Here is a 15498-nt window from a genome sequence, read left to right as displayed (position 1 = left end):
ATGACCGTACCCGTGTCCCCGAAAAGAACCGCCCTGCTCGCGGCGGCCCGCGAACGTATCCTCGTGCTCGACGGCGCCATGGGCACCATGATCCAGGGCCTGCAATATGACGAGGCCGCGTTCCGCGGCGAGCGTTTCAAGGATTTTCACCGCGACGTCCGCGGCAACAACGATTTGCTGATCCTGACCCAACCGCAGGCGATCGAGGACATCCACGCCGATTATCTGCGCGCCGGCGCCGACATCGTCGCGACCAACACGTTCTCCTCGACCTCGATCGCGCAGGCCGACTACGAGATGTCGGATCTGGCCTACGAACTCAACCGCGACGGCGCGCGGCTCTGCCGCAACGCCGCCGCACGGGTCACCGCCGAAGACGGCAAGCCGCGCTTCGTCGCCGGCGCTTTGGGGCCGACCAACCGCACCGCCTCGATCTCGCCCGACGTGTCCAATCCCGGCTACCGCGCCGTCACCTTCGACGATTTGCGCAAGGCCTACGGCGAACAGATCAACGGCTTGCTCGACGGCGGCGCCGACCTGCTGCTGGTCGAAACCATCTTTGACACGCTGAACGCCAAGGCCGCGCTCTACGCCATCGCCGAAATCTGCGAGCAACGCGGCATCGACGTGCCCGTGATGATCTCGGGCACCATCACCGACAAATCCGGACGCCTCCTCTCCGGGCAGCTGCCCGAGGCGTTCTGGAATTCGGTGCGGCATGCCAAGCCGATCACGATTGGCTTCAATTGCGCGCTCGGCGCCGAGGATCTGCGCGCTCACATCGCCGACATCGGCCGCGTCGCCGATACGCTGGTGTGCGCCTATCCCAACGCCGGCCTGCCCAATGAATTCGGGCAGTATGACGAGAGCCCGGAATATATGGCGCGGCTGATCGGCGAGTTCGCCGAGGCTGGCTTGGTCAACATCGTCGGCGGCTGCTGCGGCACCACGCCGGACCATATCGCGGCGATCGCCGCTGCCGTCGCCCCGCACAAGCCGCGCGTGGTTCCCGTGATCGAGCCGCGCTTGCGGTTGTCCGGCCTGGAGCCGTTTGAACTGACGCCCGCGATCCCGTTTGTGAACGTCGGCGAGCGCACCAACGTCACGGGGTCGGCGAAATTCCGCAAGCTGATTACCGCCGGCGATTACACCGCGGCCCTTCAAGTCGCCCGCGACCAGGTCGAGAACGGTGCCCAGATCATCGACGTCAACATGGACGAGGGCTTGCTGGATTCCGAAGCCGCGATGGTGACGTTCCTCAACCTCGTCGCCGCCGAGCCCGACATCGCCCGCGTCCCCGTGATGGTGGACTCCTCGAAATTCAGCGTGATCGAAGCCGGCCTGAAATGCGTTCAGGGCAAGCCGGTGGTGAACTCGATCTCGATGAAGGAGGGCGTGGAGAAATTCATCCACGAGGCCCGCATCGCGCAGCGCCATGGCGCCGCCGTGGTGGTGATGGCGTTCGACGAAGTCGGCCAGGCAGATACGTTTGCGCGCAAAACCGAGATCTGCAAACGCGCCTATGATATCCTGGTCGATCAGCTCGGCTTTCCCCCTGAAGACATCATCTTCGACCCGAACATCTTCGCAATCGCGACCGGGCTCGAGGAGCACAATAATTACGGCGTCGACTTCATCGAGGCGACGCGCTGGATCCGCCAGAACCTGCCGCACGCGCATATTTCCGGCGGCGTTTCCAATTTGTCGTTCTCGTTCCGCGGCAACGAGCCGGTGCGCGAAGCCATGCATTCGGTGTTCCTGTATCACGCCATCAAGGCCGGCATGGACATGGGCATCGTCAACGCCGGGCAGATGATCGTCTATGACGACATCGACCCCGAACTGCGCCAGGTTTGCGAGGACGTCATCCTCAACCGCGATCCCGGCGCTTCGGAAAAGCTGCTGGCGCTGGCGGAAAAATTCCGCGGCAAGGAGAAGCAGACCAAGGAGCAGGATCTGGCGTGGCGCGAATGGCCGGTCGAGAAGCGACTTTCGCACGCGCTGGTGCACGGCATCACCGAATACATCGAGGCCGACACCGAAGCGGTGCGCCAGACCGTCGAGCGACCGCTCAACGTGATCGAAGGCCCGCTGATGGACGGCATGAACATCGTCGGCGATCTCTTCGGCGACGGCAAGATGTTCCTGCCGCAGGTGGTGAAATCCGCCCGCGTCATGAAGCAGGCGGTGGCCTATCTGATGCCGTTCATGGAGGAGGAGAAGGCGCGCAACCTCGCCAACGGCGTCACCAGCAACGGCGGCCGCAACGCCGCCGGCAAGATCGTGCTCGCGACCGTGAAGGGCGACGTCCACGACATCGGCAAGAACATCGTCGGCATCGTGCTGCAATGTAATAATTTCGAGGTTATCGACCTCGGCGTCATGGTGCCGGCGTCCAAGATCATCGAGACCGCCAAGGCCGAGGGCGCCGACATCATCGGGCTGTCCGGTCTTATCACGCCTTCGCTCGACGAAATGAGTTTCCTCGCCGGCGAGATGCAGCGGCAGGGCATGAGCATGCCGCTCTTGATCGGCGGCGCCACCACCAGCCGCGTCCATACCGCCGTCAAGATCGACCCGAACTACAAGGGCGGCCCGGTGGTGCATGTCAACGATGCCAGCCGCGCCGTCGGCGTGGCCTCTTCGCTGCTGTCGCCCGACCGCCGCGAGGCCTATGCCGCCGACATCAGAACCGAATACGCCAAGATCTCCGCGGCGCATTTCCGCGCCCAGGCCGACAAGAAGCGGCTGAAGCTGGCCGACGCTCGCGCCAACGCTGTCAATATCGACTTCGCCAAGACGCCGCCGAAGAAGCCGGCGTTTTTGGGCATCCGGAGTTTTGATGCCTACGACCTGGCTGAACTCGCCGAATACGTCGACTGGACGCCGTTCTTCCAGACCTGGGAACTGACCGGGCGCTTCCCGGCCATCCTCGACGATCCCAAGGTCGGCGAAGTCGCCCGCTCGCTTTATGACGACGCGCGCAAGATGCTTGATCTCATCATCAAGGAGAAGTGGTTCACCGCGGGCGCCACCATCGGCTTCTGGCCGGCCAATGCCGACGGCGACGACATCAAGGTTTACGCCGATGATGCGCGCAAGACCGAGATCGCGACTTTTCATACGCTGCGCCAGCAACTGGAGAAGCGCGAAGGCCGCTTCAATTCGGCGCTGTCGGACTTCATCGCGCCGGCATCCTCCGGCGTGCCTGATTACATCGGCGCCTTCGTCGTCACCGCCGGGATCGGTGAGGATGTCGTCGCCGACCGTTTCAAGAACGCCAATGACGACTACTCCTCGATCCTGTGCAAGGCGCTGGCCGATCGCCTCGCCGAAGCCTTCGCCGAGCGCATGCATGCGCGCGTGCGCCGCGAGTTCTGGGGCTACGCGCCGGACGAGACGCTGGCGCCGGATCAACTCATTCTTGAGCAATATGCCGGCATCCGCCCGGCGCCCGGTTATCCCGCGCAGCCCGATCACACCGAGAAGGCGACGCTGTTCCGCCTGCTCGACGCGGAGAATACTGCCGGCGTGAAGCTGACCGAGAGTTATGCGATGTGGCCGGGCTCGTCGGTCTCCGGGCTTTATTTCAGCCACGCCGAGAGTTTCTATTTCGGCGTCGGCAAGATCGAGCGCGACCAGGTCGAGGATTACGCCGCGCGCAAGGGCATGAGCGTCGCCGAGACCGAGCGCTGGCTGGCCCCGGTGCTGAATTATATCCCGTCGCAGGATCAGCCGGCGGCACCGGCGCCCGCGCCGATCCCAGCCGTCCCCGCCAACGACGTCGCCGCGCATCCGCCCGGCTGCACCTGTGCCGTGCATCTGGCGTACCGCAAGAAGGCGGTGGGGGCGTAAGGCTTTCCCGCAAATACCGCTGTCATCACCGGGCTTGACCCGGTGATCCATCTTCAAGAGACTCTTTCGAAGGTGATGGATGCCCGGGTCAAGCCCGGGCATGACAGAGTATGCCGAGGCCCCCATGAAATTCTTCTCCTTCTGGCGATCGCTGGCGAGTTTTCGGGTTCGCATCGCACTCAATCTGAAAAACATTCCGGCCGAAGTGATCCTGGTCGATATCGACGCCAATGCGCAGCGCGGCGAGGAATATCGCCGCATCAATCCGCAGATGGCGCTGCCGTCGCTGGTTCTGGACGACGGCACCGTGCTGTTCCAGTCGCTTGCGATTCTCGAATATCTCGAGGAGAGCCACCCCGCGCCGCCGCTGCTGCCATCAGACCCACGCGGCCGCGCCCGGGTGCGAGGCTTGGCGCAAATCGTCGCCTGCGAGGGCCATCCGCCGCTGACGCCGCGGGTACGCCGCTATCTCGATCACGAACTGAATTTGCGCGACACCCAGCAGGCCGCGTGGCAGCGGCACTGGACCGTCGAGACGCTGGTCGCGCTGGAGGGCCATCTCGGCGGCCACCGGGATACCGGTCGATTCTGCCACGGCGAGGCGGCGTCGATGGCCGATATCTGCCTGGTCACCCACGTCACCACGGCGGTCAATCAGAAGATCGACCTCAGCCCCTATCCGACCGTGAAGCGCATCTTCGAGACCGCGATGGCGCTGCCGGAATTTGCAAGCGCGCATCCGTCGATGCAGCCCGACACGCCGGAGGCGATGCGGCCGAAGAAGTGAGGTGGATTGGCACGCTTCTCATCACCATTACTTCGTCGTCCCGGCCTTGAGCCGGGACCCATACTCCGCGGCAGTCATTGTTGAAGAAGGTCTCTAACGCCAGCGCCCTCACAATGACGGGAATGGTGCAGCCCCACCTAATGCTGTCATCCCCGCGCAGGCGGGGATCCAGTACGCCGCGGCCTATCGGTTCAATCATCGGCGTCTCTGGATACTGGGTCGCCCGGTCAAGCCGGGCGATGACAGTTGAATGTGTGTTCGCATTCTCGCGACGCATTGCGCCCGAGCTTTGCCAGAAATTCCTTGCCCTCTCATAAGAGGGCGCAGGGAAGACCGGGTGCGCGCTGCACCCGCGGTCTCGTGTGCGATTGTGCAAAACAAAAATGCACACGAGCATACAGGTCCAGCGGTGAACACCCGGCCTTCCCTGCGCAATGGCTTTACGGCTTATAACGAGCTCTCCCCGGAGAACGGCTCTTTTGCCTCCGTTGCGCCCTGGAAGCTATTGCCTCCAGGTGCATTGACGCCAGCACCGCGGCGTCAGGACCACTCGTCTTCACCGTACGCTTCGGCGCCTTTGGTCAAGGGCACCGTCACGTCCACCGCAACCCCGTCCAACGTCCGTGACCACGGCCGACGCCCTTCTGAGTAGGACGGGATGGCCAAGGATATACCCCAGATTTGCCTTCTGTAAAAGCGAAATATTTTTTATTTTGGGGCTTGACATGATTTCCGAAAACCAGAAGTGATTTGCCCGTCGGGTTGATTTGTCGCACCCAGAACGCAGGATTGCGCCTGCCCGCGAGGCGATGCGCTACTTGGCGCATGCCCGGAATCCAACGGGCGACAGCGTGTTTGTTGTCCCACTGTACGCACGATGGCAGCCCTCGCGGTGCGACCACGCTCCTATTTCCGTCAACTTTGACCGCCATGCATAAGATCCGTAGTGTACGCCAAACGCGATCGCTGGGGCCGCGTCATTGCTTTCAGATCGAAGCGGTTTTTCCGGAGTGCGAATGAAAAACGCTGCACTGCTCGCCATCGGATTTCTGTCCGTCGGTTTTTGGCTGCCTGGCAGCGCGCGATGCCAAACCTCGCCTGCCCCTCCGCTTTCACTTGCCCGGCCGGCACCATCGCCGGACGGGGGTGCGCCGCCTCCGGCTGTCATCATGGCTGCGCCGCCGGCGGCGACGAACGACGCTCCTCCACCGGCAACCGCCAGGCGCGCGGCGCCGCCGGTCGTCGCCAGGGACGCGCCACCGCCGAAGCCGGCGGCTGACTACGACGGCTTCACCGCCGGTGCCCAGAACGAGCCCGTTGCAAAGTTACCGGACCTGCCGCGCTCAACCAAACGGCCGAAGCCCGTGAAGGAGCCCGATAGCATCGCTGGGCGACCGTGGGCCGATTCCCCGGAAGATGAGGCGCTCAGGCGCAAGCTGACGATCTGCCGTGACTGCAAATAATGCAGCCCGGAATGACAACGAGCCTCACCCCTTCGGCGGGTCGAGCCGCTGCAAAATTTCCTGGAACGGCGGCAGCGCCTCGCAGCGCGCAGCGTGCGCCTGCAGCGCCGGATAGCGGGCGTCGAACAACGCGGGATGCGCCTCGCCGGTGAAGCGCAACGCGCAGGCGATCATGATGTCGGCATGGCCGATCCGATCGCCGAACCAGTACGGCGTCGCGACCGCCTCGCGTTCCTTTTCCAGCATCTCGAGCACGCCGCCGATCTGGGCCTGGCAGCGCTCGACCCAGAGCGCCAGCTGTTCCTTGCGCAGCACCCGCTCGTAGATCAGGCTGACCGCCTTGTCGGCCAGGCCGCTGCCGAGCGCGCAAATCCGCAACTGCCGGCGGCGCAGATCGCCGCGTTCGGCCATCATCGCTTTTTCCGGGCCGACCAGTTCATCGAGCGCATCCAGGATCGCGGTGCTCTCGATCAGCGCCTCGCCGCTGTCCAGCACGAGTGTCGGCACCCGGCGCAGCGGATTATATGGCGCGATCTTGTCCGCATCGCCGAAGGTCGACCACGGCCGGTGCTCGAACGGCAGATCATACAACCGCAGCGCAATCGCGACGCGGCGAACGAACGGGGAGTCGTATTGGCCGATCAGGAACATGGGTTCGGGCGCCTTTCCATTCGCCGGGCTTGACCCGGCCATCCATCATAATGAAGGGTGATGGATGCCCGGATCAAGTCCGGGCATGACATACCCGGACGGAGGAAGCGACATGCGCCTGCCACTCATGCTAGCTGCATTGATCGCGTCCGGCGCGGCCAACGCCCAAAGCGGCCCCGCCGGTTTCCAGTCGCCGTCAAAAAACATCGCCTGCGCCTATTTCGACTACGACAACCAGAACACGCTTCGCTGCGACATCATGGAAGCAACCGTAACGGCCCGCCGGCCGGCCGATTGCGATCTCGAATGGGGCAAGGCGTTCGAGATGCGATCCAAAGGAGGTGCCGTGCGCCTTTGCTACGGCGACACGGCCATGGATCCCAAGATGCCGGTGCTGGCCTACGGCGAAGTCTGGCAGCGCGGCGGATTTACCTGTACCTCGGAGCAGACGGGCGTGACGTGTTTCAACGCGGATCGGCGCGGGTTTTCGCTGGCGCGGGCGAAGCAGGATCTGTTTTGAGCACACAACTCTTGCAATTAGTCCGCAAGCGCAATGCTCTCTCCACCGTCATGGCCGGGCTTGACCCGGCCATCCACGTCTTTGCATCTACAAAAGCAAGACGTGGATCACCGGGACAAGCCCGGTGATGACGGATGAGAGCGCATTCTCACCATCACTCAATAACCGGCACATGCCTCGCCGCATCGCGCGGCGCGGTGCCATCAAGCCGCGGGTCGTCCTGGACTTCGATCTCGCGCAGGAAGGCGCGAAAGCCGGAGCGCAAGTAGAACGCCACCGCTCCCGGATGATCGTGCGTGCAGGTGTGCAGCCAGAGCCGCGCGATCGGCCGCGACCAGGCAATCTCCTGCGCGCGGTTCATCAGCCAGCGGCCGGCGCCGCTGCCGACGAGTTTTGCGCTGACGCCGAAATAGACGATCTCGCATTGACCGGCCTCGCGAAAGTCCAGCTCCAGCAGGCCTTCGTCGTGCCCCTCATGCACCAGCGCATACGTTTCCACCAGCGGCGCCTGGATGATCGAAGCGAGCTCGGCGTCCGACATTTTCACGCGATCGATCCACAGCCATTCGTCGCCGACGCGGCGATAGAGCTCGCGATACCAATCGAGCGCGGGCGCTTCGATACGGCGCAGGGTCCACGCGCCGTGCGGATCGGGCGGGATCGCCGGGAGTTCGGTCATCTCCAGATGCGTGACGACGGTGGCGATCTTGCCGGCGGGAATGTCGAAGTGGCCGTCGGGGAGATTCATGGCGCGCTTTCTCTCGATCGTCATGGCCGGGCTTGACCCGGCCATCCACGTCTTTCACTTAAGAAACTAAGTAAGACGTGGATCGCCGGGTCAAGCCCGGCGATGACGGGTGGGCTACTCCCCCTCATCGCTCGCGAGCAGCCCCTTCACCGCCCGCGCCCAGCCCGCCAGCTTCCGCTCGCGCGTCGCCTTGCTCATCGCGGGCTTGAAGCGGTGCTCCAGCCGCCAGTTGTCGGCGAATTTTGCGGGCTCGGGATAGACGCCGGCCTGCAGGCCCGCGAGATAGGCGGCGCCCAAGGCCGTTGTTTCCTGGATCATCGGACGATCGACTGGCGCATCGAGCAGGTCGGCGAGGCGCTGCATGGTCCAGTCCGAGGCGGTCATGCCGCCGTCGACGCGGAGCACGATGTTGGCTGCCTTGGCATCGGGCCAATCAGCGCGCATCGCGGCCCAGAGGTCGAAGGTCTGGTAACAGACGCTTTCAAGCGCGGCATGCGCGAGTTCGGCGGGGCCGGTGTTGCGGGTGAGGCCGAACAGCGCGCCGCGGACGCGCGGATTCCAGTACGGCGCCCCTAAGCCGACGAAGGCCGGCACCAGATAGACGCTCTGCATGGAATCGGATTTGTCGGCGAGCGGGCCGGTCTCCGACGCCTGCTTGATGATGCCGAGGCCGTCGCGCAGCCATTGCACCGCCGAGCCGGCGACGAAGATCGAGCCTTCCAGCGCGTAGGTGCGCTTGCCGTTCAACTGGTAGGCGATGGTGGTGAGCAGCTTGTTCTTGGAGGCCACCGGCGTGGCGCCGGTGTTGAGCAGCGCAAAACAGCCGGTGCCGTAGGTCGATTTGATCATGCCGGGCGTGAAGCAGGCCTGGCCGATGGTGGCAGCCTGCTGGTCGCCGGCGATGCCGGCAATCGCGATCGGCCCGCCGAACAGGTTTGGTTCGCTCTCGCCGAACCTGGCGGAGGAGTCTTTTACCTCGGGCAGCATCGAGCGCGGCACGCGCAACAGCTTCAGCAGCTCGTCGTCCCACTCGCCGGTGTGGATGTTGAACAGCAGCGTGCGCGAGGCGTTGGTGGCATCGGTGGCGTGCACCTTGCCGCCGGTGAGGCGCCAGAGCAGATAGCAATCGACGGTGCCGAACATCAGCTCGCCGCGGCCGGCGCGTTCGCGCGCGCCGGGCACGTGATCGAGGATCCATGCGACTTTGGTGCCGGAGAAATAAGGATCGATAATGAGACCGGTCCTGGCCGAGATATTGGGCTCGTGGCCTTCGGCCTTCATTTTCGAGCAGATCTCGGCGGTGCGGCGGTCCTGCCAGACGATGGCGCGGTGCACGGCCTGACCGGTGACGCGGTCCCACACGACAGTGGTTTCGCGCTGGTTGGTGATCCCGATCGCGGCGATGTCTTTTGCCTTCAGGCCGGCTTTCTCCAGCGCGTCGCGGCAGACCATCACCGTCGAGGTCCAGATGTCCTCCGGCTCATGCTCGACCCAGCCCGACGCGGGAAAATGCTGCGGGAATTCCTGCTGCGCCGTCGCGGCGATCGAGATGTCGCTGCGAAACACGATGGCGCGCGAGGATGTGGTGCCCTGATCGATGGCCAGCACAAAGGACATGGTGTTTCCCCGGGTGTTTGATGGTTCGGGCAAGGAAAGGGGATTGGGAGGGGAAGGTCAATATGGGCGGAGGCGGTGCGCTCCCTCTCCCGCGCTTGCGGGGGAGGGTTGGGGTGGGGGCTCTCTCCACGATACGACTCGCGGAGGGAGCCCCCACCCGCCTCGCTTTGCTCGGCACCCTAAGAGCGAGCTTCGCTCGTCTCGACCCCGCAAGCGCGGGAGAGGGAAAAAACTACACCGACGCCGTGGTCACCCCGCCATCCACCACAATGGTCTGCCCGGTCATGAACGTCGACGCATCCGAGGCAAGATACGCCACCGCGCCGGCGATTTCGTCGGGTTCGCCGATGCGGCGCAGCGGCGTGGTCGCGGTGCGGCGTTTGAGGTTTTCGGGGTCTTCCCACAACGCGCGGGCGAAATCGGTCTTGACCAGGCCCGGCGCCACGCAATTGATGCGGACGCCCTTCGGGCCCCATTCGCCGGCGAGGCTGCGGCACAGCGAGAAATCCGCCGCCTTGGAGATGCCGTAGGCGCCGATCACGGTCGAGCCGCGCAATCCCCCGATCGAGGATACGATCACCACCGAGCCGCTGCCGCGTTCCGCCATCTGCGGGATCGCCTGCGCGCAGAGCCAGATGTTGCTCTTGACGTTGGAGCCCATGATCTTGTCGAAGGCCTCGTCCTTGATGTCGAGCAGCGGGCCGTAATACGGGTTCACGGCGGCGTTGCAGACGAGGATGTCGACCTTGCCGTAGTGCTTGGTGGTGCCCGAGATCAGCGCGTCGACTTCCTCGCGGCGCGAGATGTTGCAGGGAATGACATGGGCGGCGCCGCCGGATTTCCTGATGCCCTCGGCGACCTCCGCGCAGGCATCCGCCTTGCGGCTGGAGATCACCACCTTGGCGCCGAGCTTGGCCAGCAGCTCCGCCGAGGAACGGCCGATGCCGCGGCTCGAGCCGGTGATCACGGCGACTCGGCCTGTGAGATCGAACGGGGTGTTCTTCATTGTTTCCCCGCTGATTGCTCTTTAGCCGTCATTGCCTGCAACAAACGCGAAGCGTTTGTGCAAGGGAGCGAAGCGACGAAGCAATCCATGCTTGCTTTGCCGTACGATGGATTGCTTCGCTTCGCTCGCAATGACGATAATTAAGTTCGTCATTCCGGGATGGTTCGAAGGACCAGACCCGGAATCTCGAGGTTCCGGGTTCGCGCTGGCGCGCGCCCCGGAACGACGGGCGTTAAATCAACCCGCCCGCATCGGTGACACGGCGCAAATGATAATCCGTGTCGCCAAAGCTGTTCTCGATCATGGTCAGGCGCTTGAAGTAGTGGCCGATCTTGGCTTCCTGGGTCATGCCGATGCCGCCGTGCAGCTGGATCGACTGCTGGCCGACGAATTTCAGCGATTTTCCGATCTGCACCTTCGCGGCCGCCACCGCGGTGGCGCGCTCCTTCGCATTGTCGAAATCGGCCGCCATGGTCGCGAACATCGACATGCTGCGGGCCTGCTCGACGGCGACGAACATGTCGGCGGCGCGGTGTTGCAGGGTCTGGAAGGTGCCGATCGCGACGCCGAACTGTTTTCGCGTTTTCAGATATTCGACCGTCGATTTCAGCGATTCATCCATCGCCCCGACCGCTTCGGCGCACATCGCGGTGCGGGCGTCGTCGACCACGCGCTCGATCAGATCAAGCGCATTGTCAGGATTGCCGATCGCGGCCTCTGCGCCAACTTCCACGCCGGTCAGCGTGATATCGGCGGCGTGCAGGCCGTCCTGGGTCGGATAGCCCTTGCGGCCGATGCCCTTGGCATTGGCCGGCACCAGGAACACGCCGATGCCGGACTTGTCGCGCCGCGCGCCTGACGTGCGCGCGGTCACGATCAGGGTGTCGGCGTTCTCGCCGTTGATCACGACGAATTTTTCACCGTCGATCACCCAGCCCGCGCCCTTTTTCTTGGCTGTGGTGGCGACGTCGGAGAGGTCGTAGCGCGAGTTCTTCTCGAGCTGCGCGAAGGCAAAGGTCTTGCTGCCGTCGATGATCCCGGGAATGTGCGCGGCCTTCTGTTCGGCCGAGCCGCCATGGCGCAGGAAGCCGCCGGCGATGACGACGGTGGCCAGATATGGCTCCAGCACCAGCGCCTTGCCCATCGCCTCCATCACGATCGCGGTTTCGACCGCGCCGGCGCCGAAGCCGCCGTCTTCCTCCGAAAACGGAAGCCCGAGCAGGCCCTGTTCGGCAAGCTTGCCCCAGACGGCTTTGCTCCAGCCGCCCTTCTCGGTGCGGTATTTCTTGCGCGCGTCGAAGTCGTAGGAATCGTTGAGCAGACCGTCGACGCTTTCCTTGAGAAGCCGCTGCTCCTCGGACAAATCAAAATCCATGTTGTTTACTTTCTCCAGAAACCCATGCGGGGGACACTGCCGCCCAATTTTTCCCCTCGTCATCCCCGCGAAGGCGGGGATCCAGTAATCGCCGGCGTCTCGTCAGCCATGATCGCCGCGGCGTACTGGGTCCCCCGCCTTCGCGGGGGACGACACCTGTTGTTTGTCGAACGTCTCTTACAGCCCCAACACCGCCTTGGTGATGATGTTGCGCTGGATCTCGTTGGAGCCGCCGTAGATCGAGACCTTGCGGTTGTTGAAGTAGCTCGGCGCGATCTGGGCGGTCCAGTCCATGGCCTCGTTGGAGCCATCGTCGCCATGCTCGTCATAGGGCGCGGCGAACGGGCCGATCACTTCCATCAACAATTCGGTGGTGGTCTGCTGGATTTCCGACCCCTTGATCTTCAAGACCGACGACGCCGGGTTGGGCTTACCCTTGCCGTGCTTGCCTTCGTCGGCGACGACGCGGAGCTGCGTCAGCTCAAGCGCCTTGAGCTCGATCTCGCAGGCGGCGAGCTTCTCGCGGAAACCCTGGTCCTCGAGCACCGGCTTGCCGTTGGATTCGACCTTGGCGGCGAGCTCCTTGATGCGGCGCAGCCGCTCCTTGGAAACGCCGACCCGGGCGATGCCGGTGCGCTCGTTGCCGAGCAGGAACTTTGCGTAATCCCAGCCCTTGTTCTCCTCGCCGATCAGATTCTCGGCGGGCACCTCGACGTCGTCGAAGAACACTTCGTTGACCTCGTGGCCGCCGTCGATGGTCTCGATCGGGCGCACCGTGATGCCCTTCGACTTCATGCTGAACACGATGAAGGAGATGCCCATCTGCTTCTTCGCATTGTTGTCGGTACGGCAGAGGCAGAAGATCATGTCGGCGTGCTGCGCCAGCGTGGTCCAGGTCTTCTGGCCGTTGATGATGTATTTGTCGCCACGGCGCTCGGCCTTGGTCTTCAGCGAGGCGAGGTCCGATCCGGAGCCCGGCTCCGAAAAGCCCTGGCACCACCAGTCGTCGACATTGGCGATGCGCGGCAGATACTGCTTCTTCTGCGCCTCGTTGCCGAAGGTGTAGATGACAGGGCCGACCATGCTGACACCGAACGCGAGCGGCGCGGGCGCGGGGTGCATCTGCAGCTCTTCGTTGAAGATGTAATGCTGCACCGAACTCCACCCCGTCCCGCCATATTCCTTCGGCCAGTGCGAGACGCCCCAGCCCTTCTTGTTGAGGATGCGCCACCAGGTGACCATCTCGTCCTTGGAGAGGTGGCGGCCTTCCTGCAGCTTGCGCCGCGTATCCGGCGGCACGTGGTCTTTGAAGAAGGCCCGCACTTCCTCACGAAACGCCATTTCTTCCTTGCTGAAAGCGAGATCCATCGGATCCTCCTGTGAGCGAATGAATTAGATTCCAGTTACGCGAATTCTTTTCTCTCGTCGTCCCTGCGAACGCAGGGACCCACAACCACCGGCGTTTGTTACAGCAAAGGCAACTGGCTCCATCTTCCATCCACCGAAGACACGGCGTATGGGTCCCTGCGTTCGCAGGGACGACGGTGGAGGGGTTATCGCCTCACTCACGAACGACCTCCTGATACGAGCTGCTGCTTCTGCGGCGAAGGCTGACGCAGACGCAATTCATGACGCGACAACTTGCCGACCGGCGTGCGGGGCAGTTCATCGACGAACTCGAGCGCGGCCGGGATTTCATGCTTGCCGAGCTTGCCGTTGAGGAACGCGCGCAACTCTTCCAGCGTAAATGGCTTGGCGTCCGCGCGCAGCTTGATGAAGGCTTTGGCGGCCTCGCCGCGGTAATCGTCGGGAATGCCGATCACGATCACTTCCTGCACGGACGGGTGCGTGTAGATCGCCTGCTCGATCATCTGCGGATAGACGTTGAAGCCGCCGGAGATGATCATGTCCTTCTTGCGGTCGACCAGATAGAAATAGCCGTCGCCATCCATGTAGCCGATGTCGCCGGTCAGGAAGCGGTCGCCAACAAAAGCTTCGGCGGTTTCCTTGGGCCGGTTCCAGTAACCCCTGGTGACGTTCGGCCCGCGGATGCGGATTTCGCCAACCTCGCCGACCGGCATCAATTGTGTGGGATCGTCGAGCGACACCACGTCCATCTCGATGCCCGGCAGCATCAAGCCAATCGAGCCTGGCTTGTCCGGCCCCTCCTTGGGATGCGCGGTGCCGGGCGAGCAGGTCTCGGTCATGCCCCAGCCGCTCTTCAGCTTCATGCCGACCCTCTGCTCCAGGATCCGCGCGACCTCGACCGGCAGCGGCGCGCCGCCGGAGCCGACGCTGACCAGCGAGGACAGATCGCGCTTGTCGAGATCGGGCAGCGCCGCGATGGCGATCCACATCGTCGGCACGCCAGGGAACGCCGTGGCGCGCTTCACCTCGATGTCGCGCATCACGGCCTCGACATCGAAGCGCTGGTGCAGCGAGATCAGATTGCCGCGCCGGATCGACGACAGCAGAACGACCGTCAGCGCATAAATATGAAACAGCGGCAGCACGCAGATCACGCGCTCGATCGCATTGCGCTCGGCACGCGACGGCGCACCCCAGACGTCGTAGACCGACACCGCCGAGGTCAGATTGCCGTGGCTAAGCATCGCGCCCTTCGGCAGGCCCGTGGTGCCGCCGGTATATTGCAACAGCGCGACATCGTCGGCGCTGATGTCGGGCCATTGCGAAGGCTTCGGCGCGCCGTCGGTGAACTGCCTGTAGGTGATAACAGCCGGATGGTTCGGCAGCACCGTCTGCGGCGTGCCGACCTTGCCCCAATCATCGTCCTCGCAAACGATCAGGCGGTCGAGCAGACCCTTGTCGAGGAACTTCAGCGCCGTCGGCAACAGCGCCGACAGGTTGCTGGTGACCAGCACGCGCGCGCCGGAATCCGACAGCTTGTGCGACAGCGCGATCTCGCCGTCGAGCGGGCTGAGATGCACGATGCGGGCACCGGCCTTCAGCGCGCCAAAGAAATTGACGGGATGATCGGGCGAATTGCCGAGGAACAGCGCGACCGAACTGTCCTTGCCGCAGCCGGCGCGCAGGAAGGCCGAGCCTGCCGTCTCCACCAGGGATTCGAGCGCGGCGTAGCTGATCGGCCGGTCGCGAAATTCGATCGCGGGGCGCGCGCCGAACTCGGCGGCCGCCGCCGACAACAGGTCAGGCAGCGTGCCGCGCGGCAGCGGATCGTCCCAGTGAACGCCTTGCGGATAGAACTGTTCGCCGAGATGGGTCATGGGCGCCCGTGCAAACGAGGCGCGGCACCATCTCTCCGCACGTCGTCCCTGCGACCCGTCTCCGCCAAGGCTTCGCCGGGGTTGTGATATGTGGCCCGCCGAAGCTTCAGCGAAGGCGGCACGCAGGGACCCATAACCCCCGACCGCGATTTTGAAAACAGGTCTCTACCCGAGTGCCACATCGCTACGCCCCGGCGTATGGGTCCCTGCGTTCGCAGGGACGACGGGTTG

At 63.9% G+C, this 15498-nt stretch carries 11 protein-coding genes; 4 read left to right on the top strand and 7 right to left on the bottom strand.

Annotated features, from left to right (window positions below; genetic code table 11):
• From metH to ACSQ84_RS31885, 3 genes are all read left to right on the top strand, one after another.
• The gene (gene metH, locus ACSQ84_RS31895; RefSeq protein WP_436215795.1) at positions 1 to 3855 is read left to right on the top strand and encodes a methionine synthase; all 3855 of its coding nucleotides are present in this window, start codon (positions 1 to 3) and stop codon (positions 3853 to 3855) included.
• Positions 3856 to 3979: 124 nt separating this feature from the next.
• Positions 3980 to 4642 (top strand): maleylacetoacetate isomerase, encoded by a 663-nt coding sequence (gene maiA / locus ACSQ84_RS31890; protein WP_436215707.1) that lies wholly within the window; start codon positions 3980 to 3982, stop codon positions 4640 to 4642.
• Between the two features lie 1084 nt (positions 4643 to 5726).
• Positions 5727 to 5921, top strand: a complete 195-nt coding sequence (locus ACSQ84_RS31885; RefSeq protein WP_436215706.1) for a hypothetical protein — start codon at positions 5727 to 5729, stop codon at positions 5919 to 5921.
• A gap of 208 nt (positions 5922 to 6129) precedes the next feature.
• Here ACSQ84_RS31885 and ACSQ84_RS31880 read toward each other — a convergent pair whose 3' ends face one another.
• Positions 6130 to 6756, bottom strand: coding sequence for a glutathione S-transferase family protein (locus ACSQ84_RS31880; protein ID WP_436215705.1), 627 nt, complete (start codon positions 6754 to 6756; stop codon positions 6130 to 6132).
• Positions 6757 to 6868: 112 nt separating this feature from the next.
• Here ACSQ84_RS31880 and ACSQ84_RS31875 point away from each other — a divergent pair, with 112 nt between their 5' ends.
• A complete protein-coding gene (locus tag ACSQ84_RS31875) occupies positions 6869 to 7276 on the top strand; it encodes a DUF6636 domain-containing protein (RefSeq protein ID WP_436215704.1) in 408 nt (135 codons plus the stop codon).
• 154 nt (positions 7277 to 7430) lie between these two features.
• On the opposite strand, the gene ACSQ84_RS31870 is transcribed toward ACSQ84_RS31875, so the two are convergent.
• From ACSQ84_RS31870 to pimA, 6 genes are all read right to left on the bottom strand, one after another.
• Complete coding sequence (locus ACSQ84_RS31870; RefSeq protein ID WP_436215794.1) at positions 7431 to 8024, bottom strand: GNAT family N-acetyltransferase; 594 nt, start codon at positions 8022 to 8024, stop codon at positions 7431 to 7433.
• 114 nt (positions 8025 to 8138) lie between these two features.
• A complete protein-coding gene (glpK, locus tag ACSQ84_RS31865) occupies positions 8139 to 9641 on the bottom strand; it encodes a glycerol kinase GlpK (RefSeq protein ID WP_436215703.1) in 1503 nt (500 codons plus the stop codon).
• 232 nt (positions 9642 to 9873) lie between these two features.
• Entirely contained in the window at positions 9874 to 10647 is a 774-nt protein-coding gene (locus tag ACSQ84_RS31860; protein ID WP_436215702.1) for an SDR family NAD(P)-dependent oxidoreductase, read from the bottom strand.
• A gap of 232 nt (positions 10648 to 10879) precedes the next feature.
• Positions 10880 to 12022 (bottom strand): pimeloyl-CoA dehydrogenase small subunit, encoded by a 1143-nt coding sequence (gene pimD / locus ACSQ84_RS31855; RefSeq protein WP_436215701.1) that lies wholly within the window; start codon positions 12020 to 12022, stop codon positions 10880 to 10882.
• A gap of 177 nt (positions 12023 to 12199) precedes the next feature.
• Positions 12200 to 13390 carry a pimeloyl-CoA dehydrogenase large subunit gene (gene pimC / locus ACSQ84_RS31850; protein ID WP_436215700.1) on the bottom strand — a complete coding sequence of 397 codons (1191 nt, stop codon included), beginning with the start codon at positions 13388 to 13390 and terminating at the stop codon, positions 12200 to 12202.
• Positions 13391 to 13587: 197 nt separating this feature from the next.
• Entirely contained in the window at positions 13588 to 15267 is a 1680-nt protein-coding gene (gene pimA, locus ACSQ84_RS31845) for a dicarboxylate--CoA ligase PimA (RefSeq protein WP_436215699.1), read from the bottom strand.
• Between the last annotated feature and the right edge of the window lie 231 nt (positions 15268 to 15498).

Source organism: Bradyrhizobium sp. LjRoot220, from assembly GCF_964252915.1.
Classification (GTDB): Bacteria; Pseudomonadota; Alphaproteobacteria; order Rhizobiales; family Xanthobacteraceae; genus Bradyrhizobium.
The sequence above is the reverse complement of the archived record's forward strand: the minus strand, read 5'-3'. Positions and strand labels throughout refer to the sequence as shown.

What these genes read in the sequence shown, in the direction of transcription:
- maiA (WP_436215707.1), top strand. Translation starts at nt 3,980, where the DNA reads ATGAAATTCTTCTCCTTCTGGCGATCGCTGGCGAGTTTTCGGGTTCGC.
- ACSQ84_RS31880 (WP_436215705.1), bottom strand. Translation starts at nt 6,756, where the DNA reads ATGTTCCTGATCGGCCAATACGACTCCCCGTTCGTTCGCCGCGTCGCG.
- ACSQ84_RS31875 (WP_436215704.1), top strand. Translation starts at nt 6,869, where the DNA reads ATGCGCCTGCCACTCATGCTAGCTGCATTGATCGCGTCCGGCGCGGCC.
- pimC (WP_436215700.1), bottom strand. Translation starts at nt 13,390, where the DNA reads ATGGATCTCGCTTTCAGCAAGGAAGAAATGGCGTTTCGTGAGGAAGTG.
- ACSQ84_RS31870 (WP_436215794.1), bottom strand. Translation starts at nt 8,024, where the DNA reads ATGAATCTCCCCGACGGCCACTTCGACATTCCCGCCGGCAAGATCGCC.
- pimD (WP_436215701.1), bottom strand. Translation starts at nt 12,022, where the DNA reads ATGGATTTTGATTTGTCCGAGGAGCAGCGGCTTCTCAAGGAAAGCGTC.
- metH (WP_436215795.1), top strand. Translation starts at nt 1, where the DNA reads ATGACCGTACCCGTGTCCCCGAAAAGAACCGCCCTGCTCGCGGCGGCC.
- ACSQ84_RS31885 (WP_436215706.1), top strand. Translation starts at nt 5,727, where the DNA reads ATGCCAAACCTCGCCTGCCCCTCCGCTTTCACTTGCCCGGCCGGCACC.
- pimA (WP_436215699.1), bottom strand. Translation starts at nt 15,267, where the DNA reads ATGACCCATCTCGGCGAACAGTTCTATCCGCAAGGCGTTCACTGGGAC.
- ACSQ84_RS31860 (WP_436215702.1), bottom strand. Translation starts at nt 10,647, where the DNA reads ATGAAGAACACCCCGTTCGATCTCACAGGCCGAGTCGCCGTGATCACC.
- glpK (WP_436215703.1), bottom strand. Translation starts at nt 9,641, where the DNA reads ATGTCCTTTGTGCTGGCCATCGATCAGGGCACCACATCCTCGCGCGCC.